This is a genomic window from Marinobacter sp. 1_MG-2023 (assembly GCF_030549045.1).
Taxonomy (GTDB): Bacteria; Pseudomonadota; Gammaproteobacteria; order Pseudomonadales; family Oleiphilaceae; genus Marinobacter.
The window spans coordinates 83775-98299 of the sequence record NZ_JAUOST010000001.1; the positions used below are offsets into that span (position 1 = coordinate 83775).

The 14525-nt window shown below is 55.5% G+C and carries 13 protein-coding genes; 5 read left to right on the forward strand and 8 right to left on the reverse strand.

The genetic code is table 11. The features are described from left to right. Window positions 1–48 precede the first annotated feature (48 nt). Entirely contained in the window at window positions 49–939 is an 891-nt protein-coding gene (locus Q4606_RS00430; RefSeq protein ID WP_303606347.1) for a DMT family transporter, read from the reverse strand. Between the two features lie 124 nt (window positions 940–1063). Here Q4606_RS00430 and Q4606_RS00435 point away from each other — a divergent pair, with 124 nt between their 5' ends. After that, window positions 1064–2011: a LysR family transcriptional regulator gene (locus Q4606_RS00435; protein ID WP_303594959.1), complete on the forward strand. Its 948-nt coding sequence runs from the start codon at window positions 1064–1066 to the stop codon at window positions 2009–2011. A 22-nt stretch (window positions 2012–2033) separates the two neighbouring features. Here Q4606_RS00435 and Q4606_RS00440 read toward each other — a convergent pair whose 3' ends face one another. Together Q4606_RS00440 and Q4606_RS00445 are read right to left on the reverse strand one after the other, a co-directional pair. Further along, window positions 2034–4535, reverse strand: a complete 2502-nt coding sequence (locus tag Q4606_RS00440; protein WP_303606348.1) for an acyl-CoA dehydrogenase — start codon at window positions 4533–4535, stop codon at window positions 2034–2036. Window positions 4536–4662: 127 nt separating this feature from the next. Beyond that, the gene (locus Q4606_RS00445; protein WP_303594955.1) at window positions 4663–5553 is read right to left on the reverse strand and encodes a prenyltransferase; all 891 of its coding nucleotides are present in this window, start codon (window positions 5551–5553) and stop codon (window positions 4663–4665) included. Between the two features lie 181 nt (window positions 5554–5734). On the opposite strand from Q4606_RS00445, the gene ppk2 reads away from it, so the two are divergent. After that, a complete protein-coding gene (gene ppk2 / locus Q4606_RS00450; protein ID WP_303606349.1) occupies window positions 5735–6766 on the forward strand; it encodes a polyphosphate kinase 2 in 1032 nt (343 codons plus the stop codon). 4 nt (window positions 6767–6770) lie between these two features. On the opposite strand, the gene Q4606_RS00455 is transcribed toward ppk2, so the two are convergent. Beyond that, window positions 6771–7658, reverse strand: a complete 888-nt coding sequence (locus Q4606_RS00455) for an AEC family transporter (RefSeq protein ID WP_303594952.1) — start codon at window positions 7656–7658, stop codon at window positions 6771–6773. Between the two features lie 209 nt (window positions 7659–7867). On the opposite strand from Q4606_RS00455, the gene Q4606_RS00460 reads away from it, so the two are divergent. Next, the gene (locus Q4606_RS00460; RefSeq protein WP_303606350.1) at window positions 7868–9070 is read left to right on the forward strand and encodes a MalY/PatB family protein; all 1203 of its coding nucleotides are present in this window, start codon (window positions 7868–7870) and stop codon (window positions 9068–9070) included. On the opposite strand, the gene Q4606_RS00465 is transcribed toward Q4606_RS00460, so the two are convergent. Genes Q4606_RS00465 through Q4606_RS00475 form a run of 3 tightly spaced genes read right to left on the reverse strand, consistent with a single transcriptional unit; the run spans window position 9054 to window position 11853 of the window. Continuing rightward, window positions 9054–9404 (reverse strand): hypothetical protein, encoded by a 351-nt coding sequence (locus Q4606_RS00465; protein ID WP_303606351.1) that lies wholly within the window; start codon window positions 9402–9404, stop codon window positions 9054–9056. The genes Q4606_RS00460 and Q4606_RS00465 overlap by 17 nt on opposite strands. Before the next feature lie 28 nt (window positions 9405–9432). Continuing rightward, the gene (locus tag Q4606_RS00470) at window positions 9433–10371 is read right to left on the reverse strand and encodes a DMT family transporter (protein WP_303606352.1); all 939 of its coding nucleotides are present in this window, start codon (window positions 10369–10371) and stop codon (window positions 9433–9435) included. A gap of 45 nt (window positions 10372–10416) precedes the next feature. Further along, window positions 10417–11853, reverse strand: coding sequence for a succinylglutamate desuccinylase/aspartoacylase family protein (locus tag Q4606_RS00475; protein WP_303606353.1), 1437 nt, complete (start codon window positions 11851–11853; stop codon window positions 10417–10419). Between the two features lie 202 nt (window positions 11854–12055). Between Q4606_RS00475 and Q4606_RS00480 the strand changes: the two genes are divergently transcribed. Further along, complete coding sequence (locus Q4606_RS00480) at window positions 12056–12214, forward strand: YqaE/Pmp3 family membrane protein (RefSeq protein WP_303594944.1); 159 nt, start codon at window positions 12056–12058, stop codon at window positions 12212–12214. 36 nt (window positions 12215–12250) lie between these two features. Here Q4606_RS00480 and Q4606_RS00485 read toward each other — a convergent pair whose 3' ends face one another. After that, entirely contained in the window at window positions 12251–13888 is a 1638-nt protein-coding gene (locus tag Q4606_RS00485; RefSeq protein ID WP_303606989.1) for an MBL fold metallo-hydrolase, read from the reverse strand. Window positions 13889–14098: 210 nt separating this feature from the next. Between Q4606_RS00485 and Q4606_RS00490 the strand changes: the two genes are divergently transcribed. Then, window positions 14099–14524, forward strand: a complete 426-nt coding sequence (locus Q4606_RS00490) for a thioesterase family protein (RefSeq protein WP_303606354.1) — start codon at window positions 14099–14101, stop codon at window positions 14522–14524. The last annotated feature ends 1 nt before the right edge of the window (window position 14525 follow it).

The following is a 14525-nucleotide window of genomic DNA, read 5'->3' on the forward strand; positions in this document are numbered from 1 at the left end:
GCCAGATAGTAGCAGGTCATTCTTTGGCATCTCCATGCGCCGAGAGTATCAACCATTCAGCGGTTGAGCCCGTAATACTCGGTGGCTCCGCTGACGGGAACGCATCCCCACCATAATAAGCGGCACCACGATCATGGCGCTGCCTACAGCGAACCAAAGGTCGGGCATCTCGTTGAAACCTATCCAGCCAATCAATACCGCCCAGATCAGGCCGGTGTATTCGGCGCTGGTGACCTGATTGGCATCTACTTGGCGGTAGGCCAGCAGCACAGTGATGTTGTAGCCCAGAATGAAAAAAGCAGACGCGGCTGCGGTGAACAGGATTTCCGGGTGCCAGGAAGCGCCTTGCTGCCACTCCCATAATGCAAGCAGTCCGGATGCCGGAATCACCAGCAAGTAGTTGAGAAACAGCTTGTGCACAGTGGTCTGGCCTTTGGGCAGTTTGCGCACCATCACCGCGTTGATGGCCAGTGTGATCGCCGATCCGAACGCAGCTACAGCCGCCCAGTTGAACTCCACCGGACGCAGGATAACGATAATGCCGGCGAAACCACTGAACACCGCAAATACATTCAGGGGTGACAGGACTTCCCGGAAGAAAAACGCCGAGAACACCATCACCAGAATCGGGGCTGCATAAAATACGGCGTTAGCGGTGGCGAGTGGCAGGTTACCCAGGGCCACGATCATGCACAGTATGCCTATCAGGTGCACGTGGGCACGTATAGCGTGTACCTTGATGCCGGCGAACAGGTTGGTCCGGTCGATTTTGCGGGCCAGTGGTATCAGAAACATAAGTGTGATGAGGCAGCGCAAAAACGCAAACTGAAGAATCGGCGCTCCTGGCTCCAGAAGCTTGATGAACACGTCGGAGATCAGTGCCAAGGCGTTGCCGATCACTAGCAGCAGGATGGCGCTGTTGACGGTTTTTCCTGACATGTCCTGTTTCCTGATAAATGGCGGTGAATAAGAGGGTGAACTCAAGTAGTGGAAGCATCAGTCTATTTGCGTTTTAATATCCGATAAAATGATGTTTATTGGATGGGTATTAGAAAAATAGATAATGAAATTACCTCCCCTCAAAGCCTTGCCGGTATTCGAAGCGGTGGGCCGCCTCAACAGCTTCTCTATGGCGGCTCAGGAGTTGTCCGTCAGCCAGAGCGCGGTGAGCCATCAGATCAAACAGCTGGAAACCTATCTGGGTGAAAAGTTGTTCTGGCGTAGCGGGCGTACGCTTGCTTTAACCGACGAGGGCCGCCTGTACCTCGATGCCATCAGTAGTTCCCTGCTACAGATAGAACGGGCCAGCGATCAACTGCTTGGGCACGAGGAGTCCCGTCTCAGATTATCGGTGTTCAGTTCTTTTGCCGTGCGCTGGTTGGTGCCAAGGCTGCCCGATTTGCAGCGGCTGCATCCGCAGGTGGAGCTGGCGCTGGAAATGAGCAGTGAAAACCCGGTGCTGTCCGACCGGGTAGCGGATTGTTTTATTACCATCCATCGGGACTCACCGGCGTATAGTTACGAGCTTTTGTACGTGGAACGACTTTTCCCTGTGTGCAGTCAGGACTATTGGCAGCGAATCCGGCGGGAGTTGGGCTGGGAGACAGAAGTGACGGGGCGCGACAAGCCCGTTATGACCCCGGACGAGATAGCCCGCTTTCCCCTATTATCCACACACAGTATTTACGACAAAGCCGCCGGCGACTGGGAGGCCTGGTATCAGGCAGAGGGTGAGGTTATCCCCACTGGCGCTCGGGTTCAGCATTTCAGCCATATGCTGTTGGCTCTCGAGGCCACACGCTTTCATCAGGGTATTGCCCTGACCAACGACTACATGCTGAGTACCCGAAAAGATTCTGAGGAGTTTGTTCGCTTACCCAGCCATTCAGTGGTTACTGGAGATACTTTTTATTTTGCCTGGAAAACCAGCCGTAGGCAGGAGCGCGGCATTCAGATACTGCGCCGCTGGTTGGTTGATGAAGCGATTATGGGAGGGTTGCGCGGGGCCTGAGATAGCCCCGCGCACTATAGCGCTACTCTTTGGCCGGCCTTTCAACAACTTTACGTTTTCCCTTGGCGCATCGAGACAAGGCTTTCAACCCTTCCTCGTCAAAGGCATCTACCCGGATAACGTCGTACAAGGCGGTTAGTGCTTCCTGAAGCTTGTCGCACTCATCTGCCTTTACAACGCCTTCGGCACAGGCCCAATCCACCAGTTCTTTACGCTGGTGGCCCATTAGCAGAGCGATGCCGTCGAGTTCGTCCTCATCACGATTACGAATGGCATCATGTAGGCGACTGCGCATATCAGCGGTTTCATTGGCCAGTTTGTAGGCATTCAGAACCCTGCCCAGCGGATCGTCCGGGTCCATAGTCGTATAGGCGCCACGGCTAACGCGCTGGCGCAGCGGAGTGTCTTCAACAATGCTGGCGGCCACGCGGGTACCCAATTTGTCATCCGGCCCGTTCAGGCCGGTTGCACCCAGTGGGAATACCAGCAGGCGCAATGGCCAGCGCAGGGCGGGTACCGGGAAGTTGATGATTGCCTCGCGCATGGAGCGCTGCAGGTCCCGCAGGCAGGATTGCAGACACCAGTCCACAAGGGGGCGCTGTTCCTCCGGGTAACCTTCTTCATGCCACTGTTTGATCACCGCCGAGGCGTAATACAGCTGGACGAGACAGTCTGCCATCCGGCCCGACAGTCGTTGCCGGGCTTTCAGACCGCCGCCCACGGAGAGCAGGGTTACATCGGTCATCAGCGCAAAGGCTGCGGAAAACCTGGCAAGCTGGCGGTAAGAGGACTTGATATCGCCCTGTCTGGGAACTGTTTCCAAAAGGCCTCCCGTCAGCCCCAGAACCAGCGCTCTCAGTGCGTTACGCGTGGTGTGTGCCAGGTGCCGGTAGAAGATGCCATCGAATTTTTTCGCCGCCTGGTCTTCGTCTTCCATGCCTGCAGCGGCAATTTCTTCAACAATAAACGGGTGGCAGCGAATGGCGCCCTGGCCGAACACCATCAGGCTGCGGGTCAGAATGTTGGCGCCCTCTACCGTAATGCCAATGGGTACGGCGTTGTAAGCGCGGGCCATAAAGTTACGGGGGCCGGTAATGACACCGCGGCCGGCGACCACATCCATGGCGTGATTGATCACCACGCGCATCAGGTCGGTGTTGCGGTATTTCAGTAGTGCTGAAGGTACGGCAGGCCGAACGCCTCTGTCGAGCATGCCGGAGGTCAGGAGGCGTGCGGCATCCATCATGTAGGTATAGCCGGCAATGGGTTCCAGGGCTTCCTGTACACCTTCAAACTGGCTGATGGAGCGGCCGAACTGTTCGCGGGTATAGGCGTAGGAACCGGTCGCCAGGCTGGCAACCTTGCCGGCACCGGTACCCAGTGCGGGCAGGGAAATGGAGCGGCCGATGGAGAGGCACTCCAACAACATGGTCCAGCCTTTGCCGAGCATGTCCTGACCACCGATAACCTGATCCATGGGTATAAACACTTCGGTGCCCCAGGTGGGCCCATTCATGAAGACGGTGTTCATGGGCAGGTGTCGAGCGCCTGAGTGGACACCTTCGGTTTCGCGAGGAACCATAACGCAAGTTACGCCTATGTCGGCGTTATCGCCCAGCAGCTTTTCCGGATCGTATACTTTGATGGCCAGGCCAATCAGCGTCGCAACCGGGGCCAGGGTGATATAGCGTTTGTTCCAGGTTACTTTCAGGCCCAGTACTTCTTTTCCGTCCCATTCGCCCTTGCACACAATGCCTTTATCCGGAATAGCACCGGCATCGGAGCCCGCGATGGGAGAAGTCAGGGCAAAACAGGGAATTTCTTCGCCGCCGGCCAGTCGGGGCAGATAGTGCTGTTTCTGTTCATCGGTGCCGTAATGCATCAGCAACTCACCCGGGCCGAGGGAGTTGGGTACCATTACGGTGACAGCCGCGGATACGCTGCGGGTGGAAATCTTCATCACGATTTCCGAATGGGCAGTGTTGGAGAAGCCCATGCCGCCATCCTCTTTCGGGATTACCAGGCCGAAAAATCCGTTGTCACGGATAAACTTCCAGGCTTTATCCGGCAGGTCGTAGTGTTCGTGGGTGATCTTCCAGTCATCCAGCATGGCGCAGAGTTTTTCCACCGGGCCATCCAGAAATGCCTGCTCTTCACTGGTCAGGTGCGCAGGCCTGGCATCCAGCAGATTCGACCATTGCGGCTTGCCGGAGAAGAGTTCGCCATCCCAGTCTACAGAGCCGGACTTCAAGGCTTCTTCTTCGGTGTCAGAGAGTTTGGGTAGGCGGCTGCGAACCCAGCCCAGCAGTGGTCGGCTAAACTTATCGAGACGCAATTCGCTGGGAATAACCAGAATCAGAGCTAGTGCGAGAAAAAGACCGCCAAAAAGAACACTGGCCAGGTGCCATTCATCCTGGAAAACGCCGACCAGGGTTGCGATAGACATCACCAGAGCCGCGGTGGTGCCGCCAACTCCCAGATAGATCAGAATCAGGGCACTGATGAGCAGTAGAAGTACACTCATGGGCAGACCTCCGTATCGTGAATGAAATCAGAGAATGTCAGTAATAACCTTCGGCTAAAGCTCTCACACATGCAAGGACAATACATGGGTGTCTTGTTGCTGTTGCGCTCATTGTTCGAGGCCGGGATTACAGGCTCAGACCAACAATCAGCAGCGCAAGCGTGGCCAGTAAAGTGGCGACGTTGGTGCCCAGTAACACGTTAAGTGCGTCTGGTTGATCAATGGCGCCCGGCAGTTTCCAGGCAAGCCAGAGAGCGAAGGGTGCTGTTGCCAGAGACAGTATAGACGCCAATGGTAACCAGCCGGCGAATATGCCCGTTACCAGAACAGCGTAGCCGGAAATAAACATGGCAGACACCAGGCGGGCGGCGGCGCGGGTGCCGAGAGTGATGACCAGGTGACGGCGACCGATTTTGCGATCCGCTTCCGCATCCGGTATCTGGTTGATCAGTAACAGCTCGCTCACCAGTATGAGGCTGATAACGGAGACGGTGAGCGCAGTGGCATCAAGTCTGGCGCCGAGTGCTACCAGTGTGCCCAGAACCATTACCGGACCGAAGCCGATGCCGGGAGCAAACAGACACAGTATGGGAGAGCGGGTAATCCAACGCGTGTAGGTGAGTATCAGCACCACACCCGCTGCCCCCAGCACCAGCATGGGCAATCCTCTCTGCCAGAGGAAATAAAGGCCGATCAGTATAACGAGAGCCAGAGTGCCAATAGCCGCTGCCAGCACCCGCTTTGCTGCGCCGGGGACTTCCGGAAGAGCCCCGCTGCCACCGGAAAAAGGGGTGCGGGTGGTGATCAGGTCCAGTCCGGATGCAAAATCTTCGTATTCATTAAACAGATTCACCGCAGCGTGGGCCAACAAGGCACCAATAAAGACCAGCAGTGTATCCAGCAATGCCGGTGGCTCACCTTGTTGCCAGGCCACTGCAACTCCCAGCCCGACACACAGGGGAGCAAGAACCAGAAAGTTGGGGCGGGAGGCGCGAACCACCGCAATGGATTCGGACATAGACGTTTTCCTCGACAAAACAGTGCTGGCGGGCCATAGCAATGAAAGACATACCCTAGCCCGTGATTATAACCACAACCTCGCTCACTGACGTGGGTCAATGCAAGCTTGGTTAAGACACTGGAGGAGCACTTTTGGGCGTAAACTGGTAGCTATACCAGCAATCAAGAGAGGAGCCCCCATGGCTAATACCCAAGACTCAGTAACTGCCAGTAAAACCGAGCCCAAAACCACGCCCAAGCCAAAAACCAAGCCCAAAACCAAAAACTCCGTGGAGGGTTCGGCTCCTGCTAACGCTACCAAATCTGAACCGAAACCCTCCGTTGGTGCTCAGCTACATGCAATTGCAGAACATCGCCATGATCCGGAATACATCGCAGAAGCTTTCCGGAGCGGAGAGTATCCATACAAGACAAAGATCAGCCGCAAGGCCTATGAAAGCCACAAACAGCAGCTCCAGATAGAACTGCTTAAGGCCCAGAAATGGATCAAGGAAACCGGACAGAAAGTTGTCATCATCTTTGAAGGCCGGGATGCCGCCGGGAAAGGTGGCACCATCAAGCGCTTTATGGAACACCTCAACCCCCGGGGCGCTCGCGTTGTGGCACTTGAAAAGCCTAACGAGGAAGAGAAAGGCCAGTGGTATTTCCAGCGCTATATCAAACACCTGCCCACGGGTGGCGAAATAGTGCTGTTCGACCGCTCCTGGTACAACCGTGCGGGTGTAGAACGCGTGATGGGTTTCTGTGAACCCAACGAGTACCTGGAATTCATGCGCCAGACGCCGGAACTGGAGCGTATGCTGGTGCGCAGTGATATTCATCTATTCAAATACTGGTTTTCGGTGAGCGAGAAGGAACAGACCGCCAGATTCAATAAACGGAAAATGGACCCTTTAAAACAGTGGAAGCTTAGCCCGATCGACCAGCTCGCACAGGAAAAATGGGCGGACTACACCGAGGCCAAGGAAGCCATGTTTTTCTACACGGATACCGCAGACGCACCCTGGATGGTGGTCAAGTCTGATGACAAGAAACGTGCGCGGCTTGACTGCATGCAGCATTTTCTCAGTAAACTGAATTACCCGGATAAAGACCGCCATGTTGTGCGCGGCCCCAACCCGCTGATTGTAGGCAGTGCTTCCACCGTGATAGAGGAAGACAACCACATACTGGGTAAGAGTTTGCATCCGGACGTTAAGCGTACTGACTAGCTGCTCAGACGTAGCCAGCAGCAAACACCAGCCCGAGTACAACAGGCATGACAACGAGGCTTCCCAGGTTACTTAATAGTACGAGGGAAGCCACTTTATGAGGTTCCTGCTGATACTGCTCCGCCACCATATAGTTAAGCACTGCCGGTGGCAGGGCGGCGAATACCCAGAGCGCAGCAACCTGAAGGCCGGGCAGGTCCAGAAGGTAGATCATGGGCCACGCTAACAGCAAGCCACTGAGCGGGCAGGCAATGGCGCCAAGCATGCCCAGCTTCCAATCGCTGAAGTCTATGTCCAGCATTCTTACGCCCAGGGTAAACAGCATAAGAGGGATGCAGACTTCACCCAGCATGTTCAGAGACTCAAGCAGCCAGCCCGGTAGCGGCACACCCCCAAAGTTTACGGCCAGCCCGGCGATGCTGGCAAACACAATGGGGAGCCTCAGGCGCTGTAGTATGGAAGTGTGAGGGTCAAGCATGTACAGGCCCACGGAAAAGTGCAGCAGCATTTCCACGATAAACAAAACGATGGCCGCGGGCAGGGCGGCCTCGCCAAAGGCGAGAACCAACAGCGGAATGCCCATGTTACCCGAGTTGTTGAACATCATGGGTGGCAAAAAGGTTTTCAGGTTCAGGTTGAGAACCCGGGCCAGCGGATACAGAACAATCCCGGAGCCCAGAACAACAACCGTTGCGGCCAGCGCAAGCCCGGCATATTCCTGCAGCGGGGCGTGCTGATCTGCCAGCACACTGAATACCAGCATGGGAACAAAAAGTTCCATGTTCAGAACGTTCAGACCCTGAATGTCTGGTGTGCGGAACCGTCCGTAAAGGGCGCCACATCCGGCGATGAGAAACACCGGTAACAGTGTGGACAGGATTTGACCGATCATTCAAAGCTCCAGCAGGCGCCGGGGAAGAAGCTTGGCGCGGGTAAACCGTTAGGTTCGCAAGTATTTGGGTGATTCGGCAAGTAATATTACATTCCATACGACCAAAGCAAAATGCCAGTGCTCTGAGGGAGCCGGTTGCGAACATGGCGGTACCCACCCAGAATACTCAACAGTGTTTCCCGATTGTCGGCCGATAGTGGAGTGCGCCTGTGAAAGAATTGTTTGATCTGCCCCTTGACCGTGAAAATACCTGCGCAGTTAAGTTTGATGCCCGCAGAGCGGTGTTCGGACGGGAGGATGTGATTCCTGTTTGGGTGGCAGACATGGATTTTGCTGCACCAGAAGCTGTCACCCGTGCTCTTGCAGAGCGTGCCGCGCACCCGGTCTACGGCTATACGCTGTTTCCCGAAAGTCTGTACCAGTCAATAATTGACTGGTTTCGCGAGCGTCATGGCTGGGACATTCAACGGGACTGGATACTGATGGCGCCCGGAGTCGTGCCCTCCCTGCACGCTGCCTGTATGGCCTATGCGGCGCCAGGCGAAGGCGTGATTGTGCAACCGCCGGTGTATCCACCGTTTTTCAGCTCTGTTCGGCTCAGCGGTCGGGAGGTTATTGAAAATCCCCTGATTTACGACGATGAAACCGGGCACTACCGGATGGATCTGGAGCACCTGGAGGTCTGCGCCGCACGCCCTGATGCCCGGCTTCTGATGTTGTGCTCACCGCACAACCCGGTCGGACGTATCTGGTCAGAACAGGAGCTCACAGCTGTGCTGGCTATCGCTCGCCGGCATGAATTGACGGTGATTTCCGACGAAATTCACTGCGACCTTACCTTCACAGACAAGCCTCGGCACCGGATGTTGGCCGCTCTCGCGGGTCCGGACGATGCCCTGGTAACCGCGGTTGCTCCGAGCAAGAGTTTCAATATGCCCGGGTTGGGGTTGTCTGCTCTGGTCATCCCGGAGCGGGACCGGCGCAATGCCATGAAAGCAGTGTTTGATTCCATGCATTTGCCGCAGTGCAACCCGTTCAGTGTTGCGGGGTTTGAAGCCGGCTACCGGTATGGGGCGCCCTGGCTGGATGATTTGATGGCGTATTTACAGCAGAACCGCGATTTTGTGCTGCAAACAGTCAACGCACGCTTGCCTGGAATTCAGACCCGGGCCCCGGAAGGAACCTATTTGATGTGGCTCGATTGCCGAAGCCTGGGAATGAATGATGCCGCCCTGAAACGGTTTTTTGTGGAAGACGCCGGAGTAGGCATGAACCCTGGTATTTCATTTGGTGAACAGGGCAGTGGTTTCATGCGGCTCAACATCGGCTGCCCGAAGGCGGTGCTGGTCGATGTGTTACAGCGTATCGAAGCGGCATTACCGGGCAACCCTCAGGCTACTGATCAACCATAAAGCAGTGATCGTCTATGCGTTCCCAGCGTGATGGCTCGTTCTTCCCGGGCATATCGCCACTGGTTTTTTCAATGGCTTTCCATACTTTGCCGCCGTGGAAGCTCATATCACCTTCTTCATAAGTCTCGGCCCAAAGCCACTGTTCCGGACGTTCGCAAAGGCCAGAGTTTTCACCGGGTGTGCTGGTTGAGGTTGTGGCCGGGTCCGGTGTTTCAGCCTGCGTGGTCGCATTGGTCTGGGCGTTCGCGGCAGAACCGAGTGCTGAAATCATCAGCACCAGCAGCAGGGACCCCAGTGTGTGATGAATGGGTCTGAGCGTGAGCTTCTTAAGCATGGTGGGCTCCTTGTGAATTTAGAGTTTATCAGGACAACTTGCTGTAGTCCGGCACCTTTTGACCCGCTCGGGTAGCCAGTAATAGTCCGGCTAGGATGAACGCGCCGCCAATTATATGGAAGAGCCCCAACGACTCTCCAAGGAAAATACTGGCCAGAATTGAAGCAAAAACCGGTGTCAGGTATATGAAAATGGCTGCCCGGGACGGCCCTATACTGTGCACGGCGTAGTTCCAGAAGCCGTAGGCGAGAATCCCCGGGAAGATTGCGAAATAGGCGAGTGGCAGAGCGGTTTGTCGGGTTAGCTCAAAGCCACCAGAGAAAAACAGCAGGTCACCCAGATAAAACGGAAGGATAACCAGGGTGCCAAGCAGAATCTGGGTGCTGAGGAAGGTAAACCCGGGTAGAGGAACTGCCTGGCGCCTGAGTAACACGGAAAACAGACCCCAGCTGAACACGGCGGCGACCATTATCAGGTCGCCTGGTTGTGACTTCAGGCCGGTGAGAACCGATAGGTCCCCTCGTGCTACTACCGTGAGAATGCCAAATATTGCGAGCACAATCCCCAGTGCCTGAATCGGCCGGGTGCGATCGCCCAGAATAATCCATGCCAGCAGCGAAACAAAAATCGGAATGGTGGCATTGATCAGGGCAATGTTGGTCGCTGTTGTGGTGACAGCAGCAACGTATAACAGTGAGTTGAAAGCACCGACGCTGAATGTGGCGAGTACCACCATGGAACCCAGATGCTGGCGGATCAAGGCCCGGTGTCGCCAGATACCGGGCAGAGCAAAGGGCAGCAGAATGGCGAGTGCTATGACCCAGCGCCAGAAAGCCATGGAAATGGGCGGTATGCTGTCGACGGTGCCCCGGGCAACAACGGCATTGCCAGCCCAGAACAAAGGTGTCAGAACCAGGCCTGCGTAGGTTAGAGTCGCAGATCTGGCTGGACTGTTTTCTGAAGGCACATCAACTCCTGTCAGTCATTCGCGAGAGCGTACAACGATAGGATACTATTCTCCTGGCACTTTTGCCTTGGTGCCAATGTGGTAGGCTGCGAAACCCGCCATAACCACCTGATCAACGGCCATGCCGATGATGCGCCCATCACTGCTGGAGGCAATAGGGTATTGGGCGTTAGTGATCGGATCTGCGATATAGCCAAGAACCTCACCTTTGGAAACCTTGGCGCCCAGTTCGACCTTGCTGAACAGAATGCCGCCGTGGTTTGCCCGTACCCAGGCCGAATCATAGTACACAGGCTCCGGATCACCCCACACAAACATTCGCGAAATCATTTTCTGCTTTTCCATCAGGCTGGCCAGGCTGTTTACGCCGGCATCAATCTGATGTTCCTGAATGCGGTGGGATTCGCCAGCTTCCAGTGTGACGGCACGAATGCCGGCATTCACCGCTGCGGTGCGGAGCATCCCGGGGGATCCGGTGCTGTGCACAACGGCCATTCGATCAAAGCCCCGGGTAAATTCGGCAACCGCGGGGTTGTTCATGTCGGCACGGAGCTGGGGCAGGTTGGTGCGCTTCAGTGAGCCGGTATGGATATCCACCAGCATATCGCAGTATTGAATAACCTTCTCGAACAGGGAGTTGGCAATCCTATCCGCCAGGCTGCCATTCTTGCTGCCGGGGAAATGTCGGTTCAGATCACGGCGATCCGGCAGATAACGGCTACCTTGCTGGAAACCGGGCAGGTTTACGATGGGAATACCCACCACGGCGCCGCTCAGCTTTTCCGGATCAAGGTCGTACATGGTCTGGCGAATAATCTCGATGCCGTTCAGTTCGTCTCCGTGAATTGTACTTGTGAGGCACAGGGTTGGGCCTGCGTTGGCGCCATTCACTACCAGTACAGGCGTGGGCTGTGACAGGCCGGCAATCTGAATGCCTGCTGACCAACCCAGGCGCGTGGATGTGCCCGGCAGAACTTCACTTTCAAGCAGAACCAGATTTTTGGCGCTCTGTGGTTTTTCATCCTCCGGTTCCGGTGTTTCCTGTTCCTGTGTCGCGGGCATAGAGCTAGGCGCACCATCTTCCTGAGCCTTGCTGACATCCGCTTCTTCGCTGCCAGGTGCGTCTTGAGCATCCGGATCCGCGGGTGGCTCCGGAGCTGGTGCCGGTGCAACGTCTTTGAGATCAATATTAGGCGCCACTTTCTTTGGCTTCAGGACCGGTTCTGGCTTTGGTGCCGGGCTTTCTGGTGCCGCCTCATTGGCCGGAACCTGCACATCGCCGGTTGGGTGTCGCGGCTTTGAATGTTCCACATCCTCAACGCTTTCGTCTTCCGCCAGTTCTGCCAGCAGAATCTCCCGGGCTGGCCCCACTTGTTTTTTGTCAGTGGGTGGATCTGCCATGGCTACGGCAGGTATCGTCAGCATCAGAAGGCAAAAAACGGGTTTAATATGGGTCAGTGTTCGCAGCCTGGAAAACAGCATGATTCCTCACGGGTCATCAACAAGGGCCCAAGGGTAAAGGTCGAGTGGTGCTTATGGAAATGGCAATAACAAAGGTTTAATGCCATTTTCATAGTGTTGCCATGAACTTCACGCGAATTAGCGTAAAATTACCGGCTTGGCCAGACTGCGGGGTTTATCGTTGCAGTCAGGTCAGTTATAACCGACGGATGGAGTAAACAATATGGATCTTTTGCGAATTCTTATAGCAATTTTGTTACCGCCGCTGGGCGTGTTCCTGCAGGTTGGTATCGGGAAGCATTTCTGGATCAACATAATACTGACCCTTCTGGGCTATATCCCTGGCATAGTGCACGCGGTGTACATCATTGCAAAAAAATAGATACGGGCAGGTGTAGTACCTGCACGTACCCGCGACTCAGGTTGTGGGTATAGTCCGCCAGAGCCCTTCTTGCTGAAGGGCTCTGCCATCGGCTTCCAGCTTGAGCAGATGAGCCAGCGCGGAGCGGGCGGCGACTCCGTGAATTGCTGCTGGCACGTCGTCGTAGGCTTTGCTGGTCAGATCTTTCAGCCCCACGGGCGAAAGATCTTCAAGAGCTCTTGCTACCTTGTGTTCCCGAGATAGCCTATGGGTGATCAGGTAGTCGATGATCGCTTCAGGGTGCCCCATCAAAAAGCCATGAGCAGGAGCGATGTAACGTACTGGCTCCGCTAGCAGATCGTAGAGCGTTTCCAGATAGGCTTTCATGTCGCCATCGGGCGGGTTTATGACCACGGTTGAGCCCTGCATGATGTGATCCCCCGAAAACAGCAGTTCCTGATCCCTCAGTAGAAAACAAAGGTGATTGGAGGCATGTCCCGGTGTATGCAGTACCTTGAGCGTGCCCGCATCGGTCTCGATCAGGTCGCCATGCTCAGGCTGCTCATCTGGTGCGAACTTCTGATCCTGTGATGCCCCGGCGGGTGCAGACCGACCATAAACCCGGCATCCTGTTTTTTCTTTCAGGGTGCGGGTGCCAGGGGAGTGGTCAAGGTGGGTGTGAGTAACGATTACAGATTCAATCTCCCCTCCAGTGAACGCAAGAATCTGCTCCATGTGTCCCGCATGATCGGGGCCAGGGTCCAGCACGGTAAAACGCTCGTGGCCAAGGATGTAGGTATTGGTGCCGGGCCCGGTCATCACGCCCGGGTTTGGCGCCGTGAGGCGAACCACACCGGCTGCAATCTCAACCGGCTCGCCGGGTACAATCTCCGATTTCGTGGTGCCTGCCGCTTCGGGATCCAGCTTGGCGGCTTCATCATAGGCTGGTGCGCCGGGTTCCAGAAGTACTGGTTTACCGCGCCGGGTGGCTGGCCATGGCTTGCTCGGGAAGGGTTCAGGTGGGTTTGCCCAGGCGTAGCGCATCAGGTTTTCGACGGTCTCGAAGTCCCTCAGTACCCGCAGGGTTCTGACAGTTGGCAAGGTCATTAATCGTTGGCCAGCACGATGTTCTTCCAGTGCCTGTGCCGGGCTGATCCAGACGTGGCTGATGGTTTCCTCCCCATCATGGCTCACACGCTGGTTATCTGGCGCTGGGGTCACGAAAAAGCGGGTATCAAAGCGCCTGGGTGGGCCGGGCGGGGTAATCCAGTGGCTCAGGTAGGCCAGCCTGTCGAGCGGAATGGTCAGTGTGTGCCGCTGGCACAGTTCAGCGAGGGACAGTTCGCCCCTGAATACAGCCCCGCGATCTCCATGAGCCGCATGATCTCCGCCGATTGTACGTCGGTCTGCATCCACCGCCATCAACACGCCGGCTTCTTCAAAACACTCACGAACAGCGGCCAGCATATAATCTGTACCGCCGTCACTCAGGCTCATGGTGTGGCTGATTTCGGTGTCTTCCAGGCCTGCAGTATGCTTTCGTCCCCAGGATTCCTGCTGATCGACCGCGCCACCCGGGAAAACGTAATAACCGGGTAAAAATACGGCGTCCCAGGTGCGCTGCAATAACAGTATTTCAATTCCGTTCGGAGTGTCCCTTACTAAGGCCAGAGTGGCCGCAGGGCGAATGTCCATAGAGTTTTCATTATTCAAGGCCGTAACCTCCACTTGCCGTTACATTCAGCGCGCAATCCAAGCCTGATATGCAAAGGCTCAATTCAGCGCTAAAAGATCAAAAATGACGATACCCGATTTTTGCGCCAAGATCTTGAGATGAAGGCCTCGGCGTAACAGAGTATTATCCGATTTCTTGCCCGACATTTTGCCAGACAGGTAACTTCCACAGTGGCCCGAATCGCACTTTCTTTCCCTGACGATGTATTCTGTTTCGAAACGCTTATGCAGGTCCGAACGACTGACATCAACGGCGCCAACCATCTGGGCAACGATGCTCTGGTATCGATGCTTTCTGAGGCGCGAGCCCAGTTTCTGATAAATTTTGGCATTCCTGAGAGCGATAGCGGCGGTGAGGGCATTATCGTGACCGACCTCGCCACCATGTATCAGTCGGAATCGTTTTTTCCCGAAATGCTGCGTTTTGAAGTTGGAGTGATGGATTTCAATAAATACGGCGGCGACTTCGTGTTCCGGGTGACCAAGGCTGAGAGTGGCCAGGCCGTTGCCCTGGCAAAATACGGGTTTGTATTTTTTGACTACCCGCAGAAGAAAGTGGTGTCCATACCAGAGAGTTTCCGGTCACGTTTCGCCTGAA

What these genes read in the sequence shown, in the direction of transcription:
- Q4606_RS00440 (WP_303606348.1), bottom strand. Translation starts at nt 4,535, where the DNA reads ATGAGTGTACTTCTACTGCTCATCAGTGCCCTGATTCTGATCTATCTG.
- Q4606_RS00485 (WP_303606989.1), bottom strand. Translation starts at nt 13,888, where the DNA reads ATGGACATTCGCCCTGCGGCCACTCTGGCCTTAGTAAGGGACACTCCG.
- Q4606_RS00430 (WP_303606347.1), bottom strand. Translation starts at nt 939, where the DNA reads ATGTCAGGAAAAACCGTCAACAGCGCCATCCTGCTGCTAGTGATCGGC.
- ppk2 (WP_303606349.1), top strand. Translation starts at nt 5,735, where the DNA reads ATGGCTAATACCCAAGACTCAGTAACTGCCAGTAAAACCGAGCCCAAA.
- Q4606_RS00435 (WP_303594959.1), top strand. Translation starts at nt 1,064, where the DNA reads ATGAAATTACCTCCCCTCAAAGCCTTGCCGGTATTCGAAGCGGTGGGC.
- Q4606_RS00445 (WP_303594955.1), bottom strand. Translation starts at nt 5,553, where the DNA reads ATGTCCGAATCCATTGCGGTGGTTCGCGCCTCCCGCCCCAACTTTCTG.
- Q4606_RS00455 (WP_303594952.1), bottom strand. Translation starts at nt 7,658, where the DNA reads ATGATCGGTCAAATCCTGTCCACACTGTTACCGGTGTTTCTCATCGCC.
- Q4606_RS00480 (WP_303594944.1), top strand. Translation starts at nt 12,056, where the DNA reads ATGGATCTTTTGCGAATTCTTATAGCAATTTTGTTACCGCCGCTGGGC.
- Q4606_RS00475 (WP_303606353.1), bottom strand. Translation starts at nt 11,853, where the DNA reads ATGCTGTTTTCCAGGCTGCGAACACTGACCCATATTAAACCCGTTTTT.
- Q4606_RS00465 (WP_303606351.1), bottom strand. Translation starts at nt 9,404, where the DNA reads ATGCTTAAGAAGCTCACGCTCAGACCCATTCATCACACACTGGGGTCC.